We start from the raw sequence: 25,422 nt of genomic DNA on the forward strand, positions 1-25,422 counted from the left end.
GGGGGCCGACTGCCGCGCGAGGGAGCAGTGGCGTGCGGTCATGACGATCAGACTGCCGCCGGCCGGCCGCGGGCGCCTGAGTCGGGACCTACTCAAGTCACCCTGTATCAAGCATGGGTAGGGCGCCTCTAGTTCTCGTGACGACTTTCGAGCGGGACGCGAAGACCCTGGAACTGCCCTGGCCCTTCACCGGGCGGACGGACGAACTGGAGCTGGTGCGCCGGTCGGTGGGAGCCGGCCGTCCGGGCATCGTGATCACGGGTCCCGCGGGCTGCGGCAAGACCCGGCTCGTCACCGAGGCGCTGCGCGGCGGCGAGGGCGTCCGGGTCGCCGGAACGCCCGAGACCCGCACTCTGCCCTTCGCCGCGTTCGCCCACCTGCTGCCGGAGACGGTCTCTCTGCACCGCGCCGTCCAACTTCTCGCCGGAACACGTTTGTTGACGGTGGACGACGCGCACCTGCTGGACGACGCCTCCGCCGCGCTGGTGCACCAGCTCGCCGTGCACGGACGGACCCGGCTGGTGGTCGTCGCCACCGACGGCGCTCCGGTGCCCGGCGCGGTGTCCCGGCTGTGGACGGGGGAGCTCCTGCCGCGGCTCGTCCTGGAGCCGCTGCCCCGCGAGGAGACCGCGCGGCTGCTCGCCGAGGGCCCCGAACCCCTCACCTTCCACCGGCTGCACCACCTCTGCCAGGGTGACCTGCGGCTCCTGCGCGAGCTGGTGGGCGCGGTGCGCGAGCGGCGCGTCCGGGTGCCGGGCTCGGACGGATGGGCCTGGCGGGGGCCCGTTCCGCTGACGCCGACCGTCCGGGAACGGGCGGCCCGGGTCCTCGACCGCACCGACCCCGACGAGCGCGACACGCTCGAACGCCTCGCCTTCGCCGAGCCGTTGCCCCTCGGTGTGGACGACCTCGACCTGGGCCGCCTCGAACGCCTGGAGGCCGACGGCCTGGTCCAGGCCGACGACCAGGGCGCCGTCCGGCTCACCCACCCCCTGCACGGCCCGGTGCTGCGAGCGGCGGCCGGACGCCTGCGGTCGCGGCGGCTGGCCCGCAGGCCGGAACAGTGCGCGGACGCGCTGCGGGCGGAGCAGGCCGAGCTGACCCGGCGCATCGAGGCGGCCGACGTCCGGACCACGCCGGCGCCCGTGGGGGAGTGGCTGGTGGCCGGGGACGCGCCGGTACCGGCCGGGTACGCCGCCGTACGCGCGCGGTTCTCGCGGCTGCGGGGAGAACTGCGGGAGGCGGCGGCCTGGGCACGGGAGGGGCTGCGCGGCGGCGACGACCCGTCCTGCCAGACCGAACTCGCCCTGGCCGCCGCCCAGTCCGGCGAGGTCACAGTCCTGCGGCCCGGGGCGCCGGCGTTCGCCGGCGAACCCTACGACGCCGTACGCCTCGGCGCACCCGAGAAGGCCGCCGGACGGCTGCCCGAGGTCTTCGCGGCGCACGCCAGCGCGCTCGCCCGCGGCGACGGACCCGCCCTGGACCGGGCCGCCGAGGTGCTGGAGGAGCGCGGCTTCCTGCTGTTCGCCGCCGAGGCGCACGCCCAGGCCGTCAGGGCACACCGCGACCCGCGCGCCGCGCGCACCTCACGCACCCGCGCCGCCGCCCTGGCCCGGCGCTGCCAGGGCGCCCGCACCCCGGCCCTGTCGGGGCTCGCCCTGGGCGAACTCACCGCCCGGCAGCGGCAGATCGTCACCCTGGCCGCCGCGGGCCTGAGCAACCGGCAGATCGCGGAACAGCTCACCCTGTCGATCCGCACCGTCGGCAACCACCTGTACAGCGCGTACGCCCGCCTCGGCACCGGCGACCGTGGCGCGCTGTCCTGGCTCGTGGAGAGGCCGGAGGCACAGCCGGCCTGAACCGCGCCCGGACCGGCGGTCTGACCCCCGTGATCGGGGGAGGGGTCAGGCCGCCCCGAACGCGGAGAACGCCCACCCCGTGGCCTGGTGCACCGCGTCACCCGGCAGCGCGGTCCGGGCGTCGCGCAGCGCCTCGGCCAGCGACAGACCGGCGCTGAGCCCCTTGTGCAGCGTCAGCATCAGCGGCACCACGGCCGCGTCGTTGACGGGGGCGCTGCACGCCACGACACCCGCCGTGCCCAGCGGCAGCAGGGCGGTGACCAGCCCGAGCAGCTCGTCGGCGCCGACCGACGCGAAGCGGGCGGTGTCGCAGCAGGACAGGATGATCCGGTAGGGGCTGCGGTCCAGACGTTCGAAGTCGTGGACGATCAGCGGGCCGTCGGCCATCCGCAGCGCCGAGAACAGGGGGCTGTCCGCGCGGAAGGTGCCGTGCGCGGCGATGTGGGCGAGGGCCGCGCCGTCGAGTTCCGCCAGGACGCGGGGGACGCGCGCGTCGTCCTCCTCCAGCACCACCGGCACGACGGGACTGCCGTACCGGGCGGCCAGTTCGGGCACCTCCGCGCCGCCGGTCGCCAGACCCGGACCGCGCACCAGCACCTGGCGTCCGCCCGGCGGCGGCTCGGTCTCCCGGGCGCGCAGCCAGCTGGACGCGGACGGCGACACGCTGAACACCCGCTCGCGCAGCGAGGGCAGCAGCGCCCACGGCACGCGGTGCAGCCGGCCCGGCGGCACCACCACGACGGGGCCGCCGCCCAGGTGCGCCACCGCCGGCCCGAGCAGCAGCTCCTCCAGCCGGCGGCCCGCCGCCTCCACCAGCGGCAGCCGCGCCTCGGCACCGGGGTGGGCCAGCCGCCGCAGCCCGGCCTGAACATGCTCGGCCTCCCGCTCCGCATGCGCCAGCAGCCCCGCCTCGAACCGCCGCACCCGGCCCTGCCCGCACAGCAGCACGTGCACCCGCCCGTCGAGCACGGCCAGCTCCACCAGCAGGACGTCGTCACCGAGGCGTTCCAGCAGTCTGCCCGGGTCGAACCGGTGGCCGTCGCCGGGCGACTCGCCGCGGATGTGCAGGGTGCGGGAGCGGATCTCCCGCTCCAGGCGCCGCTGTTCACGCTCCAGCGCCGGCACCGGATGGCCGTCCAGGCGGGCGGCCTCCGCGCGCGAGGCGATCTCCCGGAACGCGGTGAGACCGCTGAGCAGCGCGGGGTCGGCGGGCGGCCGGGTCGGCGGCGCGGACAGCGCGGTGGCCCGCCAGCGCTCGCTCCACACCAGCAGCCGCCGGGGGCCGCCCGAGTCGAGACTGGCCCGCTGGCCGAGCGCGGCCAGCTCCGCGCCCTGCTCGGTGGCGCGGGCCCGCAACTCCGAGGCGCCGAGCGTCATCCGGTGGTCGTCCAGTACGTCGAGACCGCGTCGGCAGGCCTCCAGGACACCCCGCCCTGAGCCGGCGGCCCGGGCCCGCAGCGCCTGCGCGGCCCAGCCCGTCAGCCGGGCGAGCGGCGGCCCGCTGTGCCGGCTGCGGGCGGCGACCGCGAGGTGCCGTTCGGCGTCCGCCGTCCAGCCGAGGCCCAGCGCTATCCGGCCCGCGAGCAGGGACGCCTCGGGCGCGGTGGGCGCGCCGAAGCCGGCCAGCCGGTCGGCCACCGCGGCCGCGTCCGCGACGAGCCGGCCCGAACCGCGCCCGGCGGCCAGCCGCGCCTCGATCAGCACCAGCCGGGCATGCGTCTCCCACCAGGTGCGCCGCTGCCCCGCGAACAGCCGTACCGCGAGGGCGGCGCGCGCGATCGCGGTGTGCGGGTCACCCGCGAGACGGGCGGCCCGGGCGGCGACGAGCAGCAGCTCCGCCTTGCGGGTGGACTGCCCGCCGATGCCGTCGAGGACCCCGATCGCCGTGTCGGCCTCGGTGAGTGCCTCCGGCGCGAGCCCGGCGGCCATCAGGACCTCGGCGCGCCGGATGGAGAGCATGAACGTCGGCGTGCCGAGTCTGGCGTACCGCTCCTCCGCCTCGTCCAGCAGCCGCAGCGCGACCGGGACGTCACCGGAGCGGAACGCGGCCAGACCCCGGCTCTCCACGGCGTCGGCCTTGTCGTGCTCCTGGCCCGTGGTGTCCCACAGGGCCTCGGCGGCGGAGAAGTCGGCGTCGGCGCGCTCCACCGCGCCCAGCGCCAGATGCACCGTCGCGCGCAGGGTCAGCGCCCGCGCCGTCCAGATCACGTCGCCGGCCTGCCGCAGCACGGAGATCGCCCGGCGTACGTCGTCCAGCGCCTCGCGGTGGCGGCCCAGCACCCACCACACGTAGGCCCGCCGGTACAGCACCCGCGCGCGGGTGAGGCCGGTGCCGCGCGCGACGCCCCGCTCGAAGGCGGCGAGCCCCTGCCGGGTACGGCCGGCGTGGACCAGCGCCACGCCGAGCGTGCCGAGGACGTCGGCCTCCCGGTCGGCCGACTCCGCGCGCGCCGCGAGATCACGGGCGCGCCGCAGATGGGTCAGCGCGAGCCGCAGATCCCCGAAGTCGCGCTGCCAGATGCCGATCACCTGGTGGGCGACGGAGGCGTGCAGCGGTGGAGCGTCGTCGTCGAGGAGGCTTTGCGCCCTTGCCAGCGCCTCGCCCGGGGCGGCGAACACCATCGGCAGGAGTTCGAGAACAGAGTCGCTTCCCGCTGTCACTCCAGGCATGCTAGTGCTCGCCGTTGCCCCCCACAGGTGTTTGACGCTGTATCAACCGAAGGGGCGGTCGCTCTGATTGACGACCACCGCACCAGTGGGAGGGACACGCCATGGCACCTCAGCGATTCCACGAGCAGTTCGACCAGATCCAGCGCTCGATGCCCGACGTCCCCCTCGCGATGGGACCCGACGACGCCGCCGAGTTCTTCTACGAGAAGGGTGTCGTCCTCGCCCGCGACGGCGAGGAGGCCCGCCTCGTCGAGGACACCGTGCGCACCCACTTCGGCGCGGCCACCGGGCTGGTCGCCGACCATGTGCGCCGGGCGGGACCGGAGGCCAACCGCACGGGTGTCACCCGTATCCAGGTCGGTGATCCGGGCCACGGCGACCGGCGCGGCGACCGTGCGGTGGCCGGTGCCCTGCGCGCCCTGCGGGAGGCGGAGGGACGCGCGGGGCGCCGCCTGGTCAGCCGCAACCACGTCGTGTCCATCGCCCCGGTCAACGCCTGCCCGGGTGACGAACCGCTGCCCGCCCCGCTCACCGGCGGCCCCAACCCGGCGGTCGTGGAAGGCGCGCACGACCCCGACACCGCGGTCGGCGTCCTCGTCATCGACAACGGCCTGATGCACGACTACCGCTCCTACCCGCTGCTCGCGCACACCCAGGGCGACGCCCAGATCAAGGAGACGGACGACCAGGGCGTCCTCCAGCAGTACGTCGGCCACGGCACGTTCATCGCCGGGATCGTCGCGGCCGTCGCGCCCAACACGGACATCACGGTGCGCAACACGCTCAACGACGCGGGCGCCGTCCTGGAGTCGGAGTTCGGCGCCAAGCTCTTCGAGGCCGTCGACCGGCACGGCTGGCCCGAGATCCTCAGTCTGTCCGCCGGCACCTCCAACGGCCGCACCGACGGCCTGCTCGGCATGGACGCCTTCATGGAGGAACTGCGCGGTCAGCGCACCCTGTTGGTCGCGGCCGCCGGCAACAACGCCAGCGCCACCCCCTTCTGGCCCGCCGCCTACGCCGACCTGCCCGACCACCGCGACGTCGTGCTGTCCGTCGGGGCGCTGCGCAGCGACGGCGAGTTCGGCGCCTGCTTCAGCAACCACGGCGGCTGGGTCAAGGCCTACGCACCCGGCGAGCGCCTGATCAGCTCCCTCACCGGCTTCGAGGCGCCCGTGCCGTACGTCTACCATCACTCCACCTACGACGCCTGCCGGTTCGGGTTCGCCTACCACTGCACCTGCCAGTACCCGCCGCACACCGGCCTGTTGAGCGAGGACGGCACCGCGGCCACGCCGGACCGGGTGCTGTTCGACGGCTTCGCGTACTGGAGCGGCACCTCCTTCGCCACCCCCGTGGCCGCCGGCATGGTCGCCGCCCACATGACCGCGCACAAGGAGCCCGACGCGCGCGCCGCACGACGTGAACTGCTCGCGTCCACCACCGAGTTCGCCGAGGTGCGCGGGGCGCACGTCCCGGCACTGCGTCCGCCCACCTGGCGCCCGGTCCCCGTCGTGACGCTGGCTCCCGGATCATGAGGGTCAAAGCCGCCCCCTCCGCGGCGTACGATGACTGGCCGTACACGAGGGGTGGGGCCGTGGACCGTGCAGATGTCGGCGTGCTCGTCCAGTCCGCCGTCGACGGCGACGCGGCGGCCTGGAAAGCGCTGGTGGAGGGGCTCAGCCCGCTGGTGTGGTCGGTGGTGCGCGCACACCGGCTCTCCGACGCCGACGGCCACGAGGTCTACCAGACCGTGTGGTTCCGCTTCGCCCAGCACCTGGGGCGCATCCGCGAACCGCAGAAGGCCGGGTCGTGGCTGGCGAGCACCGCCCGCCACGAGTGCCTGAAGGTGCTCAAGAGCCTGCGGCGGCTGACCCCTACGGACGATCCCCACCTGCTCGACCGGGTCAGCGAGGACCGTACGCCCGAGGAGTTCCTCATCGACTCCGAGGAGGCCGCCGTCGAGACCGAGCGGATCCGGCACCTCTGGCAGGAGTTCGGGGAACTCGGCGAGCGCTGCCGCCAGTTGCTGCGCATCCTGATGGCCTCCCCGCCGCCCAGCTACCAGGAGGTGTCCGCGGCTCTGGGCATCGCCGTCGGCAGCATCGGTCCGCTGCGCCAGCGCTGTCTGCGCCGCCTGCGGGCCCGGCTCGACGCACGGGAGGCGATGTGAGGTCATGAACGGCTCGAACGGAACGGACGACGTGAACGGCATGGACGACCCGGACGACGAGAACCTCGGCGAACAAGGCTACGACGACGCGGAGTTCGACGCCGACCTGTTGGAGGAGGAGCTGCGCCGGGCCGCCGCCGTCATCGATCCGGTGCCGGCCGAGCTGCGCCGGGTCGCGGTGGACGCCTACGCGCTGCACGACCTCGACGCGCGGATCGCGGAGCTGACCTTCGACTCGATCGTCGACGGCATCCCCGTGCGGGGGGCCACGGACGCGCCGCGGATGCTGACCTTCCACTCGGGGGACGTGACCGTGGACGTGGAGGTGAGCGCGCAGGGCCTGATGGGGCAGGTGATGCCCCCGCGGCCGGCCCGGATCGAGGTGCTCACCGGCTTGCGGTCGGCCGCACCGCTGGACGCGGACGACCTGGGCCGCTTCGTGTCCGGGGTGACCCCCGCCGGCCCGTTCGCCCTGCGGCTGCGGACCGACGGCCAGGTGGTGGTCACCGAGTGGCTGCGGGCCTGAGCCCGTCGGCGGGTCACCCCGTCACCGCGTCCACCAGGTCCGCCAGCGCCGCCGCGAGCCGGGACAGCCCGGGTCCGGCGGGACCGCCCGGCTCCGTCATGTAGGTGTCCCGGCGGATCTCCACCATCAGGGCCGTGACGCGCGGCTCGGTGCCGTGGAACCGGAGGGGTACGTAGGCGCCGCCGAACGGGCTGTCGGTCCCGGTCCCGCCGAGCCCCGCGAACGCCCGCCGGGCGGCGTCGAGCAGCTCGGGCGGGGTGTGGGACGGGTCGGTGCCCAGGCAGACGGGCGGCCGCGGGCCCGTGCCGTGCAGTTCGTACGGCAGCGGGTCGGTGGGGTAGGAGTGCACGTCCACGATCACGGCCCGGCCCGTGGCGGCCAGCCGGTCCGCCACGGCGTCGGTCATCGCCCGGGCGTACGGCCGGAAGTAGCGCGCGACGAGCGGCTCGGGGTCGGTGTCCGCGGGCCGCAGCACCTCCCGGTGGGTGGTCCGGGTGTACACCGCGCCCATGCCCACCGACAGCATCTCCTCCCGCTCGTCGGGGAAGCGCTCGGGGTCGACGACCAGCCGGGACAGCCGGTTGACGAACCGCCACGGCGTGACGGCGGACAGCCGCGCCGCCTCCTCGGCGAGCCGCGCGGTGTGCGCGTCGGTGATGTGGTCGAGTTCCCGCTCCAGCGCCGTGTCGTCCAACGTGATGCCCGCGCGCACGGCCGGCGGTATCTCCCGCGCGGAGTGCGGCACATGGAGGATCACCGGGGAGGTGTCCGCGCCCGGCAGGAACGCGAACGGCGATGCGGCGAAGGACACGGCTGCTCCGGGTGCGTTGGTGGGTGGTGTGCGGCGGGATCAGGGTGCCACCTCGCCGAACGGTCGGGCCCGCCCGGATCCGTGAACACGGCCGCCCCGGCCGGGAGATGACCCGGGCCGGGGCGGAGTGCCGACGGGCGGTGGCCCGTCGGGGGTGGGTCAGCTCAGCGACGCCAGCGTCTCGTTCCAGGTGGCCGACGGACGCATCACCGCGGCGGCCTTGGCCGGGTCGGGCCGGTAGTAGCCGCCGATGTCGGCCGGCTCGCCCTGGACGGCGTTCAGCTCGCCGACGATCTTCTCCTCGTTCGCGGCGAGCGTCTCGGCGAACGGGGCGAAGACCTTCGCCAGGTCCGCGTCCTCGGTCTGCCGGGCCAGCTCCTGCGCCCAGTACAGGGACAGGAAGAAGTGGCTGCCGCGGTTGTCGATGCCGCCGACGCGCCGGGTCGGGGACTTGTCCTCGGTGAGGAAGGTCGCCGTGGCGCGGTCCAGGGTGTCGGCGAGGACCTGGGCGCGGGTGTTGCCGGTGGTCTTCGCGTACTGCTCCAGGGACGGCACGAGGGCGAAGAACTCGCCGAGGGAGTCCCAGCGCAGGTAGTTCTCCCGGACCAGCTGCTGGACGTGCTTCGGGGCGGAGCCGCCGGCGCCCGTCTCGAACAGGCCGCCGCCCGCCATCAGCGGGACGACCGACAGCATCTTGGCGCTGGTGCCCAGCTCCAGGATCGGGAAGAGGTCGGTGAGGTAGTCGCGCAGCACGTTGCCGGTGACCGAGATGGTGTCCTCGCCGCGGCGGATGCGCTCCACCGACAGCTTCGTGGCCTCGACCGGGTTCAGGATCCGGATGTCCAGGCCCTCGGTGTCGTGCTCCGCCAGGTACGTGTGGACCTTGGCGATCAGGTTGGCGTCGTGGGCGCGGGTCTCGTCCAGCCAGAACACCGCCGGGTTGCCGGTGGCGCGGGCGCGGGTGACGGCCAGCTTGACCCAGTCCCGGATCGGGGCGTCCTTGGTCTGGCAGGCGCGGAAGATGTCACCGGCCGAGACGGTCTGCTCGATCACGACGTTGCCGGCCTGGTCGACGAGGCGGACCGTGCCGGTGGTCGGGATCTCGAAGGTCTTGTCGTGGCTGCCGTACTCCTCGGCCTTCTGCGCCATCAGACCGACGTTGGGAACCGAGCCCATGGTCGACGGGTCGTAGGCGCCGTGGGCGCGGCAGTCGTCGATCACGGCCTGGTAGACGCCCGAGTAGCTGGAGTCCGGGAGGACCGCGAGGGTGTCGGCCTCCTGGCCGTCGGGGCCCCACATGTGGCCGGAGGTGCGGATCATGGCCGGCATCGAGGCGTCGACGATGACGTCCGACGGCACGTGCAGGTTGGTGATGCCCTTGTCGGAGTCGACCATCGCCAGCTCCGGGCCCTCGGCGAGCTCGGCGTCGAAGGACGCCTTGATCTCGGCGCCCTCGGGCAGGCCCTCCAGGCCCTTGTAGATGCCGCCCAGTCCGTCGTTGGGCGTCAGGCCGGCCGCGGCGAGCGTCTCGCCGTACCGCGCGAACGTCCGCGGGAAGAAGGCGCGCAGCACGTGACCGAAGATGATCGGGTCGGAGACCTTCATCATCGTGGCCTTGAGGTGCACGGAGAACAGCACGCCCTCGGCCTTGGCCCGGGCGACCTGCTCGGTGAGGAACTCGCGCAGCGCGGCCACGCGCAGCACGGACGCGTCGACGACCTCGTCGGCGAGGACCGGTACGGACTCGCGCAGCACCGTGGTGGTGCCGTCGTCGCCCACGAGCTCGATACGCAGGGTGCCGTTCTCGCTGATCACCGCGGACTTCTCGGTGGAGCGGAAGTCGTTCTCGCCCATGGTCGCCACGTTGGTCCGGGACTCGGAGGTCCAGGCGCCCATGCGGTGCGGGTTGGTCTTGGCGTAGTTCTTGACCGAGGCGGGGGCGCGGCGGTCGGAGTTGCCCTCACGCAGGACCGGGTTCACGGCGGAACCCTTGATCTTGTCGTAGCGGGCGCGGATCTCGCGCTCCTCGTCGCTCCTGGGGTCGTCCGGGTAGTCCGGCAGCGCGTACCCCTGGCCCTTGAGCTCGGCGACCGCGGCCTTGAGCTGCGGGATCGACGCCGAGACGTTGGGCAGCTTGATGATGTTCGCCTCGGGCGTCTTGGCGAGTTCGCCCAGCTCCGCCAGTGCGTCGGGGATCCGCTGGTCCTCGGTCAGGTACTCCGGGAACACGGCGATGATGCGCCCGGCCAGCGAGATGTCGCGGGTTTCCACGGCGACACCCGCCTGGGAGGCGTATGCCTCGACCACCGGCAGGAAGGAATACGTCGCCAGGGCCGGGGCCTCGTCAGTGTGCGTGTAAATGATGGTCGAGTCAGTCACCGGGTGCTCCGCTCCACGTCTGCAACATTGCTCGACATCAAGATATCTCGTGACCGGGTCGGGTTCGACAGCGGTCCGCGTCCACTTCCGGACACGCCGTGCGCCCGCCGGGGCAACCGGACGGCCCCAACCCGCGGTCAAGTAGGTAGATCGCCCATCCCGACCGACGGCCGGGCCCGACCATCCGGCCGTCCGAGCGAAAGCGGACCATGAGATATCGCACCAGAGTGACGGCCCCGGCGACCGCCCTGATCGGCACCGCCCTGGCCCTGACCGGGGGACACTCCGCCCAGGCGGCGCCGGAGCGGACGGGAGGCGGGAAGGGGACGCCCGGGTCCGAGACCCTCGGCGACCCCGTCTTCCCGGCGCTGGGCAACGACGGATACCGCGTCCGCGCCTACCACCTCGACGTCGCCTACGACGCGACGACCGGCCTCGTCGAGGCCACCGCGACCCTGGACCTGCACACCACGCAGCCCCTCACCCGCTTCTCCCTCGACGCCCTCGGCCTGGACATACACTCCGTGACCGTCGGCGGCCGGCCCGCCGCGTTCGAGCAGGCGGACGAAAAGCTGCGGATCACGCCCGGCCGGCCCCTGCCGGACGGCACCCGCGTCACCGTCCGGGTGGCGTACGGCGCCGACCCGCGCCGCGCGCTCACGCACACCGGCTGGGTCCCCACGCCCGACGGCTTCGCGGTGGCCGGCCAGCCCAACTCGGCGCACACCGTCTTCCCGTGCAACGACCACCCGCGGGACAAGGCGGACTTCACCTTCCGCGTCACCGTCCCGGCCGGGCTGCGCGGCGTCGCGAACGGCCTGCTCGTGTGCACCGAGCACCTCGACGACGGCCGGACCGCGTACACGTACCGCTCCCGCTCGCCCCTCGCCACCGAACTGGTGCAGATCACGGTCGGCGACTACGTGGTCAAGGACCGGCAGGGCCCGCACGGCCTGCCGCTGCGGGACGTCGTGCCGGCCGCGCGCGCCGAGGCCCTGGAGCCGGCCCTGGCCCTGACCCCCGGACAGGTGGAGTGGCTGGAGGCGCGGCTCGGGGCCTACCCGTTCGAGACGTACGGACTGCTGCCCTGCAACTCCGACGACCCCAACGCCTTCGACTTCACCGGCCTGGAGACCCAGACCCTCACCCTGTACAAGCCGAACTTCCTGCTCCAGGAGGAGAGGAAGATCGGCTCGCACATGATGCACGAGCTGGTCCACTCCTACTTCGGCAACAGCGTCAGCCCCGCCACCTGGGCCGACCTGTGGATCAACGAGGGCCACGCCGACTTCTACGGGCTGCTGTACCGCTACGAACGCGGCTGGGCCGACTCCCTCGGCCTGACCACCATGGAAGCCCGGATGAAGGACACCTACGCCCGCGGCGACCAGTGGCGGCACGACTCGGGGCCGGTCGCCGCCCCGAACGCGGAGAACCTCTTCGACAACCAGCGCTACCTGGGCGGCGTCCTGGTCCTCTACGCCCTGCGGGAGGCCGTCGGCGAGGACGTCTTCCACGCGATCGAACGGGCCTTCCTGGAGCGCCACCGGGGCGGCGCGGCGTCGACGGACGACTACATCGCCGTCGCCTGCGAGGTCTCCGGCCAAGACCAGTCGGGCTTCCTGCGCGAGTGGCTGTACGGCACGACGACACCGCGGATGCCCGGACACCCGGACTGGACGCTCACCCCGGTGGTCTCCTCCCTGGCCACCCCGCACAACCGGGCGGGCGGCCACTACCACGACGCGTCGGCGACGCTCTGGGTCGGGGCCTAGCGGTCGAGCCGGGCGGAGGCCGCTTCGCCCGGTTCGTTCTCGGTGCCGCGCTGCTGCGGGATGACGGCCGAGCCCTGCTGGAGGGCCACCGTCCGGGTGGGCGCCGGGATACGGATGCCCTCCTCGCGGTAGCGCCGGTGCAGGCGCTTGATGAACTCGTGCTTGATCCGGTACTGGTCGCTGAACTCGCCGACGCCCAGGATCACCGTGAAGCCGATCCGGGAGTCGCCGAAGGTGTGGAAGCGGACGGCTGGCTCGTGCTCCGGAACGGCCCCGCTGATCTCCGTCATCACCTCGGCGACCACCTCGGTCGTCACCCGTTCCACGTGCTCCAGGTCGCTGTCGTAGGCCACGCCGGCCTGGACCAGGATCGTCAGCCGCTGCTCGGGGCGCATGAAGTTGGTCATGTTGGTCTTGGCGAGCTCCCCGTTGGGGATCACGATCAGGTTGTTCGACAGCGCGCGGACGGTCGTCTGCCGCCAGTTGATGTCCTCGACATAGCCCTCCTCGCCGCTGCTCAGCCGGATGTAGTCGCCGGGCTGGACGGTCCGGGAGGCGAGGATGTGGATGCCCGCGAAGAGGTTCGCGAGGGTGTCCTGGAGGGCGAGGGCGACCGCCAGACCACCCACGCCGAGGGCGGTGAGCATCGGCGCTATGGACACGCCCAGCGTCTGCAGCACCACCAGGAAGCCGATGGCCAGCACCAGGACCCGGGTGATGTTGACGAAGATCGTGGCCGACGCCGCGACGCCCGAACGCGACTGGGTGACCGAGCGCACCAGGCCGGCGATCACCCGGGCCGACGTCAGCGTCACCACGAAGATCAGCACCACGGTCAGGGACTGGTTGACGTGGTTCTGCACCGTCTTCGTCAGCGGCAGGGCCGCCCCGGCGGAGGCCGCGCCGGCCACGAACGCGGCCCACGGCACCACGGTCCGCAGCGCGTCCACGATGACGTCGTCACCGCCCCAGCGCGTACGGTCGGCGTGCTTGCCCAGCCAGCGCAGCAGCAGTCGCAGAGCGAACGCCGCGAGCAGGCCCGCCGCGAGCGCGATGCCGGCGATGACCAGGTCGTCGACGGTGAGCGCGCGCTTCACCGGACACCTCCGGGGAGAAGGACTGCGGCGAACACTGCCGCCGACGACCGGATGTGAGGACTCGTCACGTTGCCACCTGCTCGTTCACGGGATGTGCGTGCTGCGCCGGTCCGCACGGGCGCGGGCCCGGCGCGACCGCTCATCCTGCCGTATCCCGTACGGGGGTTCCTACCAGGCCCGATGCCCCGCGACGCGTTTCGGTCACGATGCCGGGAGCCGGCCGCGCCCCGCGCCTCAGGCGTCCCCGGAGGTTCCGTGCCGTCCCGCGCCTCAGGCATCCCCGGAGGTTCCGTGCCGTCCAGCGCCCGAGGCGAACCGGGCCGCGCCCTCCAGGCCCTCGGCCGACACGCCCAGGCCGTGACGGAGTTCACCGCGCATCGCCGCCGGTTCGTCCAGTCCCTCCGGGTCGAGGACGGAGGCGCGGTCGCCGCGCGGACAGCCCTGCGGGAAGCGGGCGATGGAGGCGGCCGGTTCCTCGGCGGCGGCGCGGACGGTGCCGTTGGCGACGACCCGGTGGGCGAGGCCCGTCTCCCGCGCCTCACGGGCCGGCACCGGGCGCCCGGCGAGGATCATGTCCAGCGCGCGGCCCGTGCCGACCAGCCGGGGCGGACGTACCGTACCGCCGTCGATGAGCGGCACACCCCGGCGACGGCAGAACACCCCGAAGACCACGTCCTCCCCGGCCACCCGCAGATCGCACCGGAGCGTCGGCTCCAGGCCCCCCGCCACGGCGTGTCCGGCGACGGCTGCGCTCGCCGGCCGCTCAGATGACCTTCAGACGCAGCAGCGCGCCGAGCGTCAGCGCGCCCGGCAGCAGCGGCAGCCAGACCGTGATGATCCGGTAGGCCAGCACCACGGCCGTGGCGACGGCCACCGGACCGCCCGCCGCGACCAGCGCGATGATCAGCGCCGCCTCGACCGAGCCGATACCGCCGGGCGTGGGCACCAGCGCGACGGCGACCGTCGCCGCGAGATAGGCGAGCGCCACGTGCACGGGCGGCACCGGCAGTCCCAGCGCCAGCCCCACCGCGGCCAGGCCCGACGCCTGGAGCGCGGGGAAGGCCAGTGAACCGCCCCACAGGGCGAGCGCCCGGGCGGGACGGGCGTGCACCGAGCGGGCCTCGCCCAGCGCGGTGCGCAGGAAGGAGCACACGACGGTACGCAGCCGTCGTACGAAGGTGAGCACGCCCGCCGCCACGACCAGCACCGCGACGGCGCCCAGGAGCAGCGGGCCGGCCGCGCCGTGCGGCAGCAGGGAGCCGGGCCGCAGCGCGTCGGGGAACGCGATGAGCAGCCCGGCCAGCAGGCCGAGCCGGGTGACCGTCTCCGCCAGCAGGTAGAGGGCGAGGGCGGCGGAGGAGCGGGCGAGCGGAACCCCGCACACGGTCATGAACCGCAGGTTGACCGCGCTCGCGCCGAGCCCGGTCGGCAGCAGGTGGTTGGCGGCGCCCGCCGCGAACTGCGTGGCCAGCAGCCGCCGCCGGGGCAGCCGCTCGACGACGGCGCCCTGCCGGGTGAAGGCGGCGGCGACCCAGGTGAGGCAGGTCGCCCCGACCGCGGCGAGCAGCCAGGGCCACTGGGCCGTGCGCAGATGACCGAAGCCCTCGGCGAGGACCGACCGGTGCCGCACGGCGACGACGGTGACGAGCAGGAGCGGGACCAGACACAGGATCTGGCGGACCGGGACGCGCCGGGGGAGGCGTTTGTCCGGCAGCCGGGGAAGCCCGGGGAGCTGAAGCGCGGTCACAGGGGGAGAGGGTTTCCGCGCCGCGCCAACTGCGGGTTGCGGAAGCGGAGACAGAGCATTACGTACGGTCATCGGGTCCTTCGCGCTGGGGACGCAGGGCGGGCCGGACAGGGGGACGCGGAGCCGGGCCGGAGGGGCGGATGCCGCGAAACGTTGACCTCGACATTGCTTGAGGTCTTAGGTTCTCTTTCATGAGCATGGAGACCACAGCCTGGACACAGCTGCACAGTGTCATGAACGCCGAGCAGGAACGCCGCCCCTTCGCCCGCGCCACGCTGCGCCGCATCGGCGCGTTCGCCCGTCCGCACCGCGTCCGCATCGTCCAGTTCGTCCTGCTCGGGGTCGTGACCGCGCTCCTGGCTGTCGCCACCCCGGTGCTGGCCGGGCGAGTCGTGGACGCGATCGTGTCCGGCGGCGACGAGAGCACCGTCGTACGCCTCGCCCTGCTCATCGCGCTCATCGCGGTCGCGGAGGCGGCGCTGGGCATCCTCGGCCGGCGGCTGTCGTCGACGCTCGGCGAGGGACTCATCGTCGATCTGCGCACAGCTGTGTTCGATCATGTGCAGCGCATGCCGGTCGCGTTCTTCACACGTACCCGTACGGGAGCGCTCGTCTCCCGACTCAACAACGACGTCATCGGCGCCCAGCGCGCGTTCAGCAACACCCTGTCCGGAGTGGTCAGCAACCTGGTCACGCTGGTGCTCACGGTCGCCGTGATGCTCACGCTGTCCTGGCAGATCACCCTGCTCGCGCTCGTCCTGCTCCCGGTGTTCGTGGTGCCGGCCCGGCGCATGGGCAGCCGGATGGCCCGCATGCAGCGGGAGGCCGCCGCGCTCAACGCGTCGATGGGCACCCGCATGACCGAGCGCTTCTCGGCGCCCGGCGCCACCCTCGTCAAGCTCTTCGGCCGACCCGAGGAGGAGTCCGAGGAGTTCGCCGCCCGCGCCCGCCGGGTCCGGGACATCGGCGTCCGTACGGCGACCGCCCAGTCCGTGTTCATCACCTCCCTGACCCTGGTCTCCGCCCTCGCCCTGGCCCTCGTCTACGGCCTCGGCGGCTGGTTCGCGCTGCGCGGCAGCCTGGAACCGGGCGCCGTCGTCTCCCTCGCGCTGCTGCTGACCCGCATGTACGCGCCGCTCACCGCGCTGGCGGGCGCCCGCGTCGAGGTGATGAGCGCCCTCGTCAGCTTCGAGCGGGTCTTCGAGGTGCTCGACCTGAAACCGCTGATCGAGGACCGGCCGGACGCGCGCCCGGTCCCCGAGGGGCCGGTCGCCGTCGAGTTCGACGACGTCCGCTTCGCCTACCCGTCCGCCGACAAGGTCTCCCTCGCCTCCCTGGAGGAGGTGGCGTCCCTCGACACCCGCGGCGGCAGCGAGGTCCTGCACGGCGTCTCCTTCCGCGCCGAACCCGGCCGGACCGTCGCCCTGGTCGGCTCCTCCGGCGCGGGCAAGTCGACGATCGCGCAACTCCTGCCGCGCCTCTACGACGTCGACGCGGGCGCCGTCCGCGTGGGCGGCGTCGACGTCCGCGACCTGACCGCGGCCTCGCTGCGCGGCACCCTCGGCATGGTCACCCAGGACGGGCACCTGTTCCACGACTCGGTCCGCGCCAACCTCCTGCTGGCCCGCCCCGAGGCCACCGAGGACGAGCTGTGGGACGCCCTGCGCCGCTCCCGCCTCGACGATCTCGTACGGTCGCTGCCCGACGGCCTCGACACGGTGGTCGGCGAGCGCGGATACCGGCTCTCCGGCGGCGAGCGGCAGCGCATGACCATCGCCCGGCTGCTGCTGGCCCGCCAGCGCGTCGTCATCCTCGACGAGGCCACCGCCCACCTCGACAACACCTCCGAGGCCGCCGTCCAGGAGGCGCTCGCCGAGGCGCTGGAGGGCCGGACGGCGGTCGTCATCGCCCACCGGCTGTCCACCGTCCGCACGGCCGACCTGATCCTGGTGGTGGAGGACGGCCGGATCGTGGAACGCGGCACCCACGGGGAACTCCTCGCGGTGGACGGCCGCTACGCCGAGCTGTACCGCACCCAGTTCGAACAGCGCCGGGACGAGGTGACGGAGATCGCCGCGGTGGAGGCGGCCCAGGCGGTCGTGCCGGGCCTCGCGCCGGGCTCCGTGCCGAGCGGCACGGCGGACGCCGCCGCCCCGGCCGGCTGAGGCCCGGACGGAGCGGCCGGCGGGGGCGGGGCGGACGGCCGGGCGGGGTGGGGCGAACGATCGGGCGGGGTGAACGGTCGGCGCGGAGCCGTCACCCGGCGGGCCGTCCCGGTCGTGGGACGGCGGCCGGACCGGGCCGCCCCGCGCGGGCGGACGCGTCGACGCGGCAGGGGACGCCCCGCGGACGGCCAACGTCCGCTTCCCGTACGGGACATGCGGGTCTTCCTCGTCCTTCGTCGGGGTAAGCGGGAGGCCCTGCCCCAGTGACGGAAGGAGTCCTCCGTGTCGATACGAGACACATCGCGTGGATCGGAACTCGGCGATCTCGAGCCCGGCACCCGGCAACGAGCCCAGTTGCGCGGCCGCATCCTCGACATCGCGTGGACGGCGCTGTGCGTGCTGCTGGTCCTCTGGGCGCTCTGGAGTTCCGTCGGCGTCGTCCGCGGCGTGACGGCCTGGGCCTACTGCGCCGTGGCCTGGGTGCTGCTGGCAGTGGTTCTGGCGGTGCGCCTGTGGGCCGCCCGGCGCCGGACGAGCCTGTGAGGCGGGGGCGGGGCCTGGAACGCGTCAACGTCTTCCTGGGCCGGCACCTGTGGGCGCAGTTCACGCTCTCCGTGCTGGCCGCCTGCGCCCTGATCATGCTGATCTTCCCCGGCCCGTCGGCGCTGTCCGTCCTGGTGCGCACCGCGCTCACCTCCGTCGGGGGCATCGCGGTGGTGATGGCCGTACGGCGGCGGGAGAAGCGGGCGGCGGGCGGTTCGGCGGGCGAGCTCGTGACGCTGGACCGGGCCCTGCGCGCGGGGGAGGTACCGTCGGAGCCGGCGGAGCGGGAGCGGATGCGCGAGCTGGTCGAACAGCGGCTGCACCGCACGCGGCACCGTGTCGGCGCCCTGGTCGTGCTCACCGTCCTCTTCTGCTCGGTCACCGTGTCGGTCGCGCTGACCTCGGGCGTACGGCAGACCGTCGGCATGAGCCTGTTCACCGTGGCGTTGCTGGGCTGGTCCGTCGCCAACGGCAACCTCCAGAACCGGAGGCTGCGGACCATGCGGGCCGCCCTGGAGACCGACGGTCCACCGGCCTCGGACCGGCACGCGGCAGAGCCCCCGTCCCGCCTCGGCGGGGAGCGCACGGGAGGGGGACCCGCCCCCTCCTTCCCCGCCGGGGACCGGAACGGATGAGGCCGGGCGGCGCCGGCCGACCCGATCCGGCTCCGGCGCCGCCGATGTCGCGCAACTTCCCTTCCCCGAGATCGAGTTCATCTGGTATTCAGTGAACAGCCATACGGTGTCCGCCCTATGCTTTCCTCCGGGCGGCCGGTCCGCCCGGGCGCCCGCACGCCACCACCTGGCCTGATGCCGACCACAGGGGTAGAGGCGTGCGCGCACAGCAGCAGGAGGCGGGCGAGACGGTCCGCAACCCCGGTAGTCCCCCTGCCAGGCCCCCGGCGATCACGGTTCCGCTCCCGGCCGGCGAACGGCCCGACCCGCAGACCCTGTTGGCGCTGCAGCACGCCGCGGGGAACGCCGCCGCCACCCGGATGATGAGCCGAGGCCCGCTGCCCGGCCGGCCTCCCGCGCCGCGCGGTTCGCTGCCCGGCCGGCTTCCCCCGCCGAGTGCCCGGCGGCAGGCCCCCTCCCTCGCCACGGTCGACGAGTCCGCGGAGTTCGACGTCGTCCTGCCGCCGTACCTGATGAACCTCCAGGCCGGCGGGCTGTCCTTCACCCACGCCCTGACCGGGCACGAGTTCGTGCACGCGGAGGTGACCCGGATCGCCGGGCCCGCCGAGGAGGCCGACCGGATCCGCGGCGAACTGACCCGGCGGCCGGAGTCGTTCTTCGGGCGGGGCCGCTCCTTCGCCGTGAAGACCGGGCGCGGCCACTTCGACGTCACGGTCTCGGTCACCCGCGACCGGGACGACGCTCCGGGCACCTTCCTGTCGGCCGCGGCCCCGAAGACGGTGAGCGACGCGCGTGCCGCGGGCCTGGACACCGCCGCGCGGGAGGCGGAGACCGAGGGCGCCGACATCAAGGTCGACAGCCTGCGCAACTCCGCGGGCAGCGGCAACAGCGGCACCAGCCGTACCAGTCGTGTGGGCCTGCGCGGCTCCGGCGCGGTCGTCGCGCCCGTCCACCCGGGCGTCTGGGCCGGCGCGGCCTTCGCCGGCGACGCCGGCCTCACCTCCGCCACGGACACGCACACGTCGAAGACCGTGTCGGAACCCCGGACGCTGCGCAGTGACGGCGGCTCGGTCGAGGTCCTGCGGCACGTGCGGTACCAGGTGCGGGTCACCCGCGGCGAGAGCGCCCGCAGTGTCGCGCACACGGCGAGCGCGCCGGGCACCCTCACCCAGCGCGTCCCACGCGAACACCTCGTCCCCGCCGGCACCGGCACGCCGGACCACGCGGCACCCCTGACGCCCGACACGGCCCGCGAGGTCGCCCTCGCCGACTCACTGGCCCCGCTGGCCGTCACCGACACGGGCGCCCCGCACGGCGGGGGCGGCGGCCTGTTCGACACCGTCGCCTCGGTGCTCCACCCCCGGCTCACCGACCTCGGCGCGCCCGGCCGCCCGCACCTGTACGAGGCCACCTCGGCTGCGACCGTCACGGAGGACCTGCCCCGCCTGCTGGCCGGGTGGGTCATGGGCGAGGACCTCACCTCCCTGGACGGCACCGTCAAGGGCGCCTACCGGATGCGGGCCGACATCCTGTCCATGGCGCCCGCCTGGAGCATCGGCAGAACCCAGCTGCGCACCCACCAGCAGACCGCGCACACCGTGTCCGACAGTTCCCGCGAGGGCGGCAGCCTCCGGCTGGGCGCGGGGCCGGCGCTGGCCCTCGGAGTCCCCGAACTCGGCCCGGTCCTGCGCCTGTCACAGGTGACCCTGCCCGGGGCGGCCCGCTCCCGCACGGTGAAGGCCGACCATGCGGCCTCCACCCGGCAGGGTGCCGAGGTACGCGGTGAGAAGGTCCTGTACCGCAGCAGTGTCCGGCTGACGGCCGAGGGCACAGGCGACGCGGTCACGGCGCCCGGCGGCCGGCGCGCCCGGACCGCCGTCCACGACATCGACGTCATGGTGAGCCTGCGGGCTGAGGAGGCGCGATCGCTCGGACTGCCGCTGCCCGACGGCGTCACGGCCGGCGACCTGGTCAAGACCGTGGACAAGGACGGCGGACGACTGCCCGCGCGGGAACTGCCGTTCGGCGGTATGGGCTCCAGCGTGGCCCTCGGCAGGTTCGACTCCGCGCCGCTGATCGCCGCCGTGGAGCGGCTGTTCGCCTCCACCCCGCGGCTCGCCGGTTACCTGCCCGCCGAGTTCACCGGCCCCGCACCGGCAGGACAGCGCCCCGCGCCCACCGACGGGCGGTCACCGGCCAAGCCGTCCCCGGAGGACGGCGAACAGCGGCGGACGAACTACCGGAACCTGGTCGCACTGCTGTCCCAGACCAACATCCGTGCCAACAAGGACCAGTTGTTGTCGACCGGCATCCCGGTGAGGCTGCGCCGCAAGACGGTGGGCCACGCCCACGACGTCCAGGTCCTGGTGACGGGACGCCTCGGCCCGGTCGGTCATCTGGGCGAGACCGACGACTGGCTGGTGCGCAGCAGCTCCGGCGTGGGCAGCGGTTCGCAGACGGGACAGGCCAGTTCGCGTGACATCGGCACCCGCGTCAACCTGCAGCTGCAACTCGTGCCCGGGAAACTGTCCGGCGGCCTGAGCGCCGAGAGTGCCCTGCACTCCGGGCGCTCCGGCCAGGCCGGTCCGGCCGTCCGCGGCGACTCCCTCAACAGCGGTCAGCCGGAACGCAGTTCGTTCGGTGCGCAGCTGAGCCTCGGGGTCGCGGTGACCATGGTCACCCGGGAACGCAAGGCGATGCGCTCCCTCACCCCCGGCCGGCCGGGCCGGCACGAGCCCGAGGTCGAGGTGATCGCCTCGTCGGCCGGGGCGGCTGAGGGCGACCCGCTGCACCTGGCAGCCCAGGACGTCCGCCTGACCACGCCCACGGGATTCACGGTGGGCACCGCGGAGGGCGGGCGACTGCGTGCCAGGGCCGCCGCGACCCGCCGGCTGCCGAAGTCCGTCGACGTCGCCGGCATCGGCGCGCTGACCGGCCAGGCCCCGCCCGCGAGCGGCCCGCAGGTGCGGGACTGGTCGTTCGTGGAGACCGTCGGGGACGCGCTGGCCGTGCGTGCCCTGGCGTACAGACTGCTGTCCCAGGCCGCGGTGCGCAACGCGCCCGGCCAGGCGGACAACGCCCTCGCGACGGAGGGCCTCGCCCCCCGGCAGGCCATCGAGGACCGGCTCAGCCCACGGTCCGTCACGGCCGCGCTGCGGCAGGCCGTGGGGACCGGCTGGGTCGTCGACAACCTCCATCACCCGCGCAGGCTCACGGCGTTGACCGGCGCCGTCGGCACCCGTTTCGCCCTCACCCGCCCCCGGATCGTCACCACCGCCAAGGGGCCCGGCACGGAGAACATGGCCCTCGGCGGACACCAGGCGGCCGGCCAGACGTCGCGCGCCACCTCCCACACCCTCAGCTACGGCCTGGCGGGCCGCGAGAAGGGCGACCACTGGCAACTGGGCGAAGGCGTGTCGGGAAGCCGCGGCACGCATCGCCGTACCGCCAAGGGCATGTCCACGACGGGCACCGTGGAACGCAACTCCGTGCTCCCGCGCGGCCGCGCCCTGTATCTCGTGCAGTGCGACCTGCTGGTGCGCATGGCGGCGGAGGTGTCGTCCGGACTCGGCGGCACCGGGGTCGCCGCCGCGGAGCAGACCGTACCGGGCGCGGTCGGCCTGTGGCTCAGCGAGGACCAGCTCGCCGCGGCGGGACTGCGAGCACCGGGCGCCGAGACCCCCGCCCGGCCCGAGGCCACCACGGACACGCCGTCCCGCCAACCGGACACGGAGCGTGCCGCCGGGACGAACGGTAGGACGGCCGGACCGGAGCGTGCCGGTGGTGACCGTCAGGCCGGGATGGACGGTAGGACGGCCGGACCGGAGCGCGCCGGTGGTGACCGTCAGGCCGGGATGGACGGTAGGACGGCCGGACCGGAGCGCGCCGGTGGTGACCGTCAGGCCGGGACGGACGGTAGGACGGCCGGACCGGAGCGCGCCGGTGGTGACCGTCAGGCCGGGACGGACGGTACGACGGCCGGACCGGAGCGTGCCGGCGGCGACCGTCAGGCCGATACGGACGGCACCGGCGAGACGGGACCGGCCCTCCCCGCGGGGCCCGGGCTGCCGCCCGCCCTGGCCCGGGACCTGCCGCTGGGCTTCGGACTGATCGAGGACATGCCCGACCTCGTACCGCTGCTGCGGGACCTCCGCGGTCGGGTCCGCGACGCCGGTCTCGCCAAGGCCCTGCTGCCGGAACGCCAGTTGGACGACCCCTACCGCAACGTGCAGCGGCTGCTGCGGGTCCTCGACCGAGACGGTGCCGTCGGCCTGCTGGCGGGCGCCATGGACGGCGGCGTGCCCGTGGAACTCTTCCGCAACCGCCTGAGCCGCTACCGGGCCGTCCTGCGCGTCGAGCGGACCGGCGACGCCCAGCCCTACGAACACGCCGACGGCGACCGGGACATGGAGTTCGCCACCATGGCCGTCACGGACCGCGCCGGCAGCACGGAACGGGGCACGGCCACCGGAGTGGGCGCGAGCCTCGCGGGCACGGGCGAGCCCGAGAGCGGCGCGGTCGACAGCAGCGCCGCCACCTTCGGCAGCGCGGCCACGTCGACCGCGGCGACGAAGTCGGGCGAGACCTCGCGCACCCAGGTCGGCATCCGCACCATCGTCGACGGCAGCTCCCCGTCCGTGCGGATGCGGGTGCCGGTCACGGCCTCACTGGAACTGCTGTCCTCAAACGGGCCGGTGGCGAAGGCCGAGATCACCGGCACAAGCCTGGTGTACCGGGCACTGGAGAAGGACGTGCGCGCCCTGGCCCGCGTCCAGCCGGTCTCCGCTTTGGGCGCGGGCCGCAGCCTCCGGCGCCGTACGGCCTCACCCGCCGACCTGCGCACCTGGCGCGCCCGTGGCACGGCACTGCCTCCGCAGGTGCAGGTGAACGGCTTCCGGGGCGCCGAGCAGCTGCGTACGGCCATCGCCGCCACCGTCCGGGACGCGGGCGGCAGCGCACGGTTCGACCCCAGGGCACTGAGCCACGCCGCCTACGCGCAGTCGGAGGCCGTCTCCACGGAATGGCTGATCGCCGCGCTGCCCCTGCTGGTGTCGGGCGGCAGCGAGCTGCCCGTCAACCACCACTCGGGCCTGGAGGGCCAGGACCTCGACTGCTCCCTGCACGCACGGCTGCGCGACGGCCGGGTACTGGGACGCGGCGACACCGCGATCTTCGAGACGGTGGCCCAGAGCGACCCCGAACAGGGACGCGCGGGCGCCACCGATCTCCACACCGGCGCCGACCACGGACGAGGTGCCCGCGGCCACTTCGGCGCCGGCCCGCTGCTGACCGACCCCGGCCGCATGAGCGAGGCCGTCGCCAACGGCGCGTGGACCGCGGACGGTTCGGCCGTGGCCGGCAACGCCTCGGGCACGGTGCCGCTGCACAAGCCCAAGACGGAGTCCGTCCTGGTCCAGTTCACGGCCGAGTTCCGCATCGTCGCCGACATCCACAACCGGCTCACCCAGGCCCTGCGCGGCCGGGACACCAACACCGCGACGCGCGACCTCGTGCTCGGCCGTCCGGTCGTACTCCGCATCCCCCTGCCGTCGGTACGGCGCATGGCGGCCGCGGACGGTGCCGGCCGGGTGTCGGACCCGTCGCACCTGCTCTAGGGGTACGGCCGGGACCGCCGCCGCCCGATGACGCGGACGCGGAATCCGGCTCCCCGCAGTGGCGAAGCTCACTGAGCCCGGAGACAGCCGGTGCGTACGCTGGTTGCCGTCGTCGTGGCCACCGGCCCGGGAGGAACGGACGCTCCCCCCGCCCGTGGCCGCAAGAAGTCGGGAAACAGCCCTTGACCCGCGGACGCGGGCAGGGAGCCGAGGTCCAGGAGTCGTTCCATGCTGCGCACCATGTTCAAGTCCAAGATCCACCGAGCCACCGTCACCCAGGCCGACCTGCACTACGTCGGGTCCGTCACCATCGACGCCGATCTGCTCGACGCCGCCGATCTGCTGCCGGGCGAGCTCGTGCACATCGTCGACATCACCAACGGGGCCCGCCTGGAGACGTACGTCATCGAGGGCGAGCGGGGCTCGGGTGTCGTCGGCATCAACGGTGCCGCCGCCCACCTCGTGCACCCAGGCGATCTGGTGATCATCATCAGTTACGCTCAGGTGACCGACGCCGAGGCGCGGGCGCTGGAACCCCGGGTCGTGCACGTGGACCGCGACAACCGTGTCGTGGCCCTCGGGGCCGACCCGTCCGAGCCGGTGCCGGGCTCGGACCAGGAGCGCAGCCCGCAGGCCGTACCGGCCTGAGCCGCGCGCCCACCACCCGCCGGACCCACGGACCGGCGGACGGCTTTCGGACCAGGAGCGTGCCCATGAGCGACATCGAGATCCGCGACGACCGGGCGGCGGGCCGCCTGGAGGCGGTCGCCGGGGGCGAAGTGGTCGGCCGTGTCGAGTACTTCGTCCTCGAAGCGCCCGAGCGCGCGCTCGTCCCCGTCCACACGATCGTCGAGCCGGCCCACGAGGGCAAGGGCATCGCCGGTTCGCTGGCACGCGAGCTGTACGGCATCGCGCGGCGCGAGGGGATCGTCGTCGCCCCGCTGTGCCCGTACGTCGTGAAGTGGGCCGAGCGCCATCCGGAGGAGGCTCCGGCAGCCGACCCGGAACTGCGGCGCGCGGCGAAGGCGTGGCTGGCCGATCACCCGGGCCGGTTCTGAGGCGAGGCCGCGCGCGGTGCCGGCCCGTTGGCGCGGGGGCCGCGCGAGGCCGAACCGTTCCGAGGCAGGGGTTGTTCCGGAGGCCGAGCGCACGTCGGTAGGCCCACCTGGGCCCCCGCCTTCACGCCCGAGGGTGACTGCGGGGCCTGTCGTCGGGTACGCGGGGGAGTAGTCCAGAGCCGTTTGTGGACCGACTGGCTGGAGGACGCCATGACGAACCCGTATTCCGACCCCGTGCATCCCGGCCCGACCCCGGGACCCGGGCCGGTACCCACGCCGGGCCCGGACCCCGACCTCCCGCAGCCGTACCCCGACCCCGCTCCGGCCCCGTCACCCCCGGCCCCCGGACCCACGCCGACTCCGGATCCGGCG

Annotated in this window: 16 protein-coding genes and 1 pseudogene; 11 read left to right on the forward strand and 6 right to left on the reverse strand. The window is 74.1% G+C overall.

What is annotated here, in order from left to right; genetic code table 11:
* The first annotated feature begins 113 nt into the window (after positions 1 to 113).
* Complete coding sequence (locus tag AC07AZ_RS15760) at positions 114 to 1,859, forward strand: LuxR family transcriptional regulator AbsR2 (RefSeq protein ID WP_478847880.1); 1,746 nt, start codon at positions 114 to 116, stop codon at positions 1,857 to 1,859.
* Between the two features lie 45 nt (positions 1,860 to 1,904).
* Here AC07AZ_RS15760 and AC07AZ_RS15765 read toward each other — a convergent pair whose 3' ends face one another.
* Positions 1,905 to 4,481, reverse strand: coding sequence for a CHAT domain-containing protein (locus AC07AZ_RS15765; RefSeq protein ID WP_478848263.1), 2,577 nt, complete (start codon positions 4,479 to 4,481; stop codon positions 1,905 to 1,907).
* A gap of 149 nt (positions 4,482 to 4,630) precedes the next feature.
* Here AC07AZ_RS15765 and AC07AZ_RS15770 point away from each other — a divergent pair, with 149 nt between their 5' ends.
* From AC07AZ_RS15770 to AC07AZ_RS15780, 3 genes are read left to right on the forward strand one after another with little or no spacing between them, the layout of a single operon-like run.
* Positions 4,631 to 6,064 (forward strand): S8/S53 family peptidase, encoded by a 1,434-nt coding sequence (locus AC07AZ_RS15770; protein ID WP_478847882.1) that lies wholly within the window; start codon positions 4,631 to 4,633, stop codon positions 6,062 to 6,064.
* Positions 6,065 to 6,123: 59 nt separating this feature from the next.
* Positions 6,124 to 6,699: an RNA polymerase sigma factor gene (locus tag AC07AZ_RS15775; protein WP_478847884.1), complete on the forward strand. Its 576-nt coding sequence runs from the start codon at positions 6,124 to 6,126 to the stop codon at positions 6,697 to 6,699.
* A gap of 4 nt (positions 6,700 to 6,703) precedes the next feature.
* A complete protein-coding gene (locus AC07AZ_RS15780; RefSeq protein ID WP_478847886.1) occupies positions 6,704 to 7,225 on the forward strand; it encodes a hypothetical protein in 522 nt (173 codons plus the stop codon).
* Between the two features lie 13 nt (positions 7,226 to 7,238).
* Here the strand turns inward: AC07AZ_RS15780 and AC07AZ_RS15785 are convergent, their stop codons facing one another.
* Positions 7,239 to 8,036, reverse strand: a complete 798-nt coding sequence (locus AC07AZ_RS15785; RefSeq protein WP_478847888.1) for an N-formylglutamate amidohydrolase — start codon at positions 8,034 to 8,036, stop codon at positions 7,239 to 7,241.
* A 159-nt stretch (positions 8,037 to 8,195) separates the two neighbouring features.
* Complete coding sequence (locus AC07AZ_RS15790) at positions 8,196 to 10,415, reverse strand: NADP-dependent isocitrate dehydrogenase (RefSeq protein ID WP_478847890.1); 2,220 nt, start codon at positions 10,413 to 10,415, stop codon at positions 8,196 to 8,198.
* Between the two features lie 209 nt (positions 10,416 to 10,624).
* On the opposite strand from AC07AZ_RS15790, the gene AC07AZ_RS15795 reads away from it, so the two are divergent.
* Positions 10,625 to 12,190 carry a M1 family metallopeptidase gene (locus tag AC07AZ_RS15795; protein ID WP_478847892.1) on the forward strand — a complete coding sequence of 522 codons (1,566 nt, stop codon included), beginning with the start codon at positions 10,625 to 10,627 and terminating at the stop codon, positions 12,188 to 12,190.
* Here AC07AZ_RS15795 and AC07AZ_RS15800 read toward each other — a convergent pair.
* From AC07AZ_RS15800 to AC07AZ_RS15810, 3 genes and pseudogenes are all read right to left on the reverse strand, one after another.
* On the reverse strand, positions 12,187 to 13,287 hold the full coding sequence (locus tag AC07AZ_RS15800) for a mechanosensitive ion channel family protein (protein WP_478847894.1): 1,101 nt from the start codon (positions 13,285 to 13,287) through the stop codon (positions 12,187 to 12,189). The genes AC07AZ_RS15795 and AC07AZ_RS15800 overlap by 4 nt on opposite strands.
* A 270-nt stretch (positions 13,288 to 13,557) precedes the next feature.
* Positions 13,558 to 14,049 (reverse strand): annotated as a pseudogene (locus tag AC07AZ_RS15805) (enoyl-CoA hydratase-related protein); the annotation flags it as partial.
* A gap of 1 nt (position 14,050) precedes the next feature.
* Positions 14,051 to 15,034 (reverse strand): lysylphosphatidylglycerol synthase transmembrane domain-containing protein, encoded by a 984-nt coding sequence (locus AC07AZ_RS15810; protein WP_478847896.1) that lies wholly within the window; start codon positions 15,032 to 15,034, stop codon positions 14,051 to 14,053.
* A gap of 197 nt (positions 15,035 to 15,231) precedes the next feature.
* Between AC07AZ_RS15810 and AC07AZ_RS15815 the strand changes: the two genes are divergently transcribed.
* The 6 genes from AC07AZ_RS15815 (at position 15,232) to AC07AZ_RS15840 (ending at position 25,050) form a co-directional block, all read left to right on the forward strand.
* The gene (locus AC07AZ_RS15815; protein WP_478848265.1) at positions 15,232 to 17,199 is read left to right on the forward strand and encodes an ABC transporter ATP-binding protein; all 1,968 of its coding nucleotides are present in this window, start codon (positions 15,232 to 15,234) and stop codon (positions 17,197 to 17,199) included.
* A gap of 282 nt (positions 17,200 to 17,481) precedes the next feature.
* The gene (locus AC07AZ_RS15820) at positions 17,482 to 17,742 is read left to right on the forward strand and encodes a hypothetical protein (RefSeq protein ID WP_478847898.1); all 261 of its coding nucleotides are present in this window, start codon (positions 17,482 to 17,484) and stop codon (positions 17,740 to 17,742) included.
* On the forward strand, positions 17,739 to 18,377 hold the full coding sequence (locus tag AC07AZ_RS15825) for a hypothetical protein (protein ID WP_478847900.1): 639 nt from the start codon (positions 17,739 to 17,741) through the stop codon (positions 18,375 to 18,377). The genes AC07AZ_RS15820 and AC07AZ_RS15825 overlap by 4 nt, the downstream gene beginning before the upstream one ends.
* 197 nt (positions 18,378 to 18,574) lie before the next feature.
* The gene (locus tag AC07AZ_RS15830; protein WP_478847902.1) at positions 18,575 to 23,992 is read left to right on the forward strand and encodes a hypothetical protein; all 5,418 of its coding nucleotides are present in this window, start codon (positions 18,575 to 18,577) and stop codon (positions 23,990 to 23,992) included.
* A 228-nt stretch (positions 23,993 to 24,220) separates the two neighbouring features.
* A complete protein-coding gene (gene panD, locus AC07AZ_RS15835) occupies positions 24,221 to 24,640 on the forward strand; it encodes an aspartate 1-decarboxylase (RefSeq protein WP_478847904.1) in 420 nt (139 codons plus the stop codon).
* A gap of 65 nt (positions 24,641 to 24,705) precedes the next feature.
* Entirely contained in the window at positions 24,706 to 25,050 is a 345-nt protein-coding gene (locus AC07AZ_RS15840; protein WP_478847906.1) for a GNAT family N-acetyltransferase, read from the forward strand.
* The last annotated feature ends 372 nt before the right edge of the window (positions 25,051 to 25,422 follow it).

It is taken from the genome of Streptomyces sp. NPDC043878 (assembly GCF_056435735.1).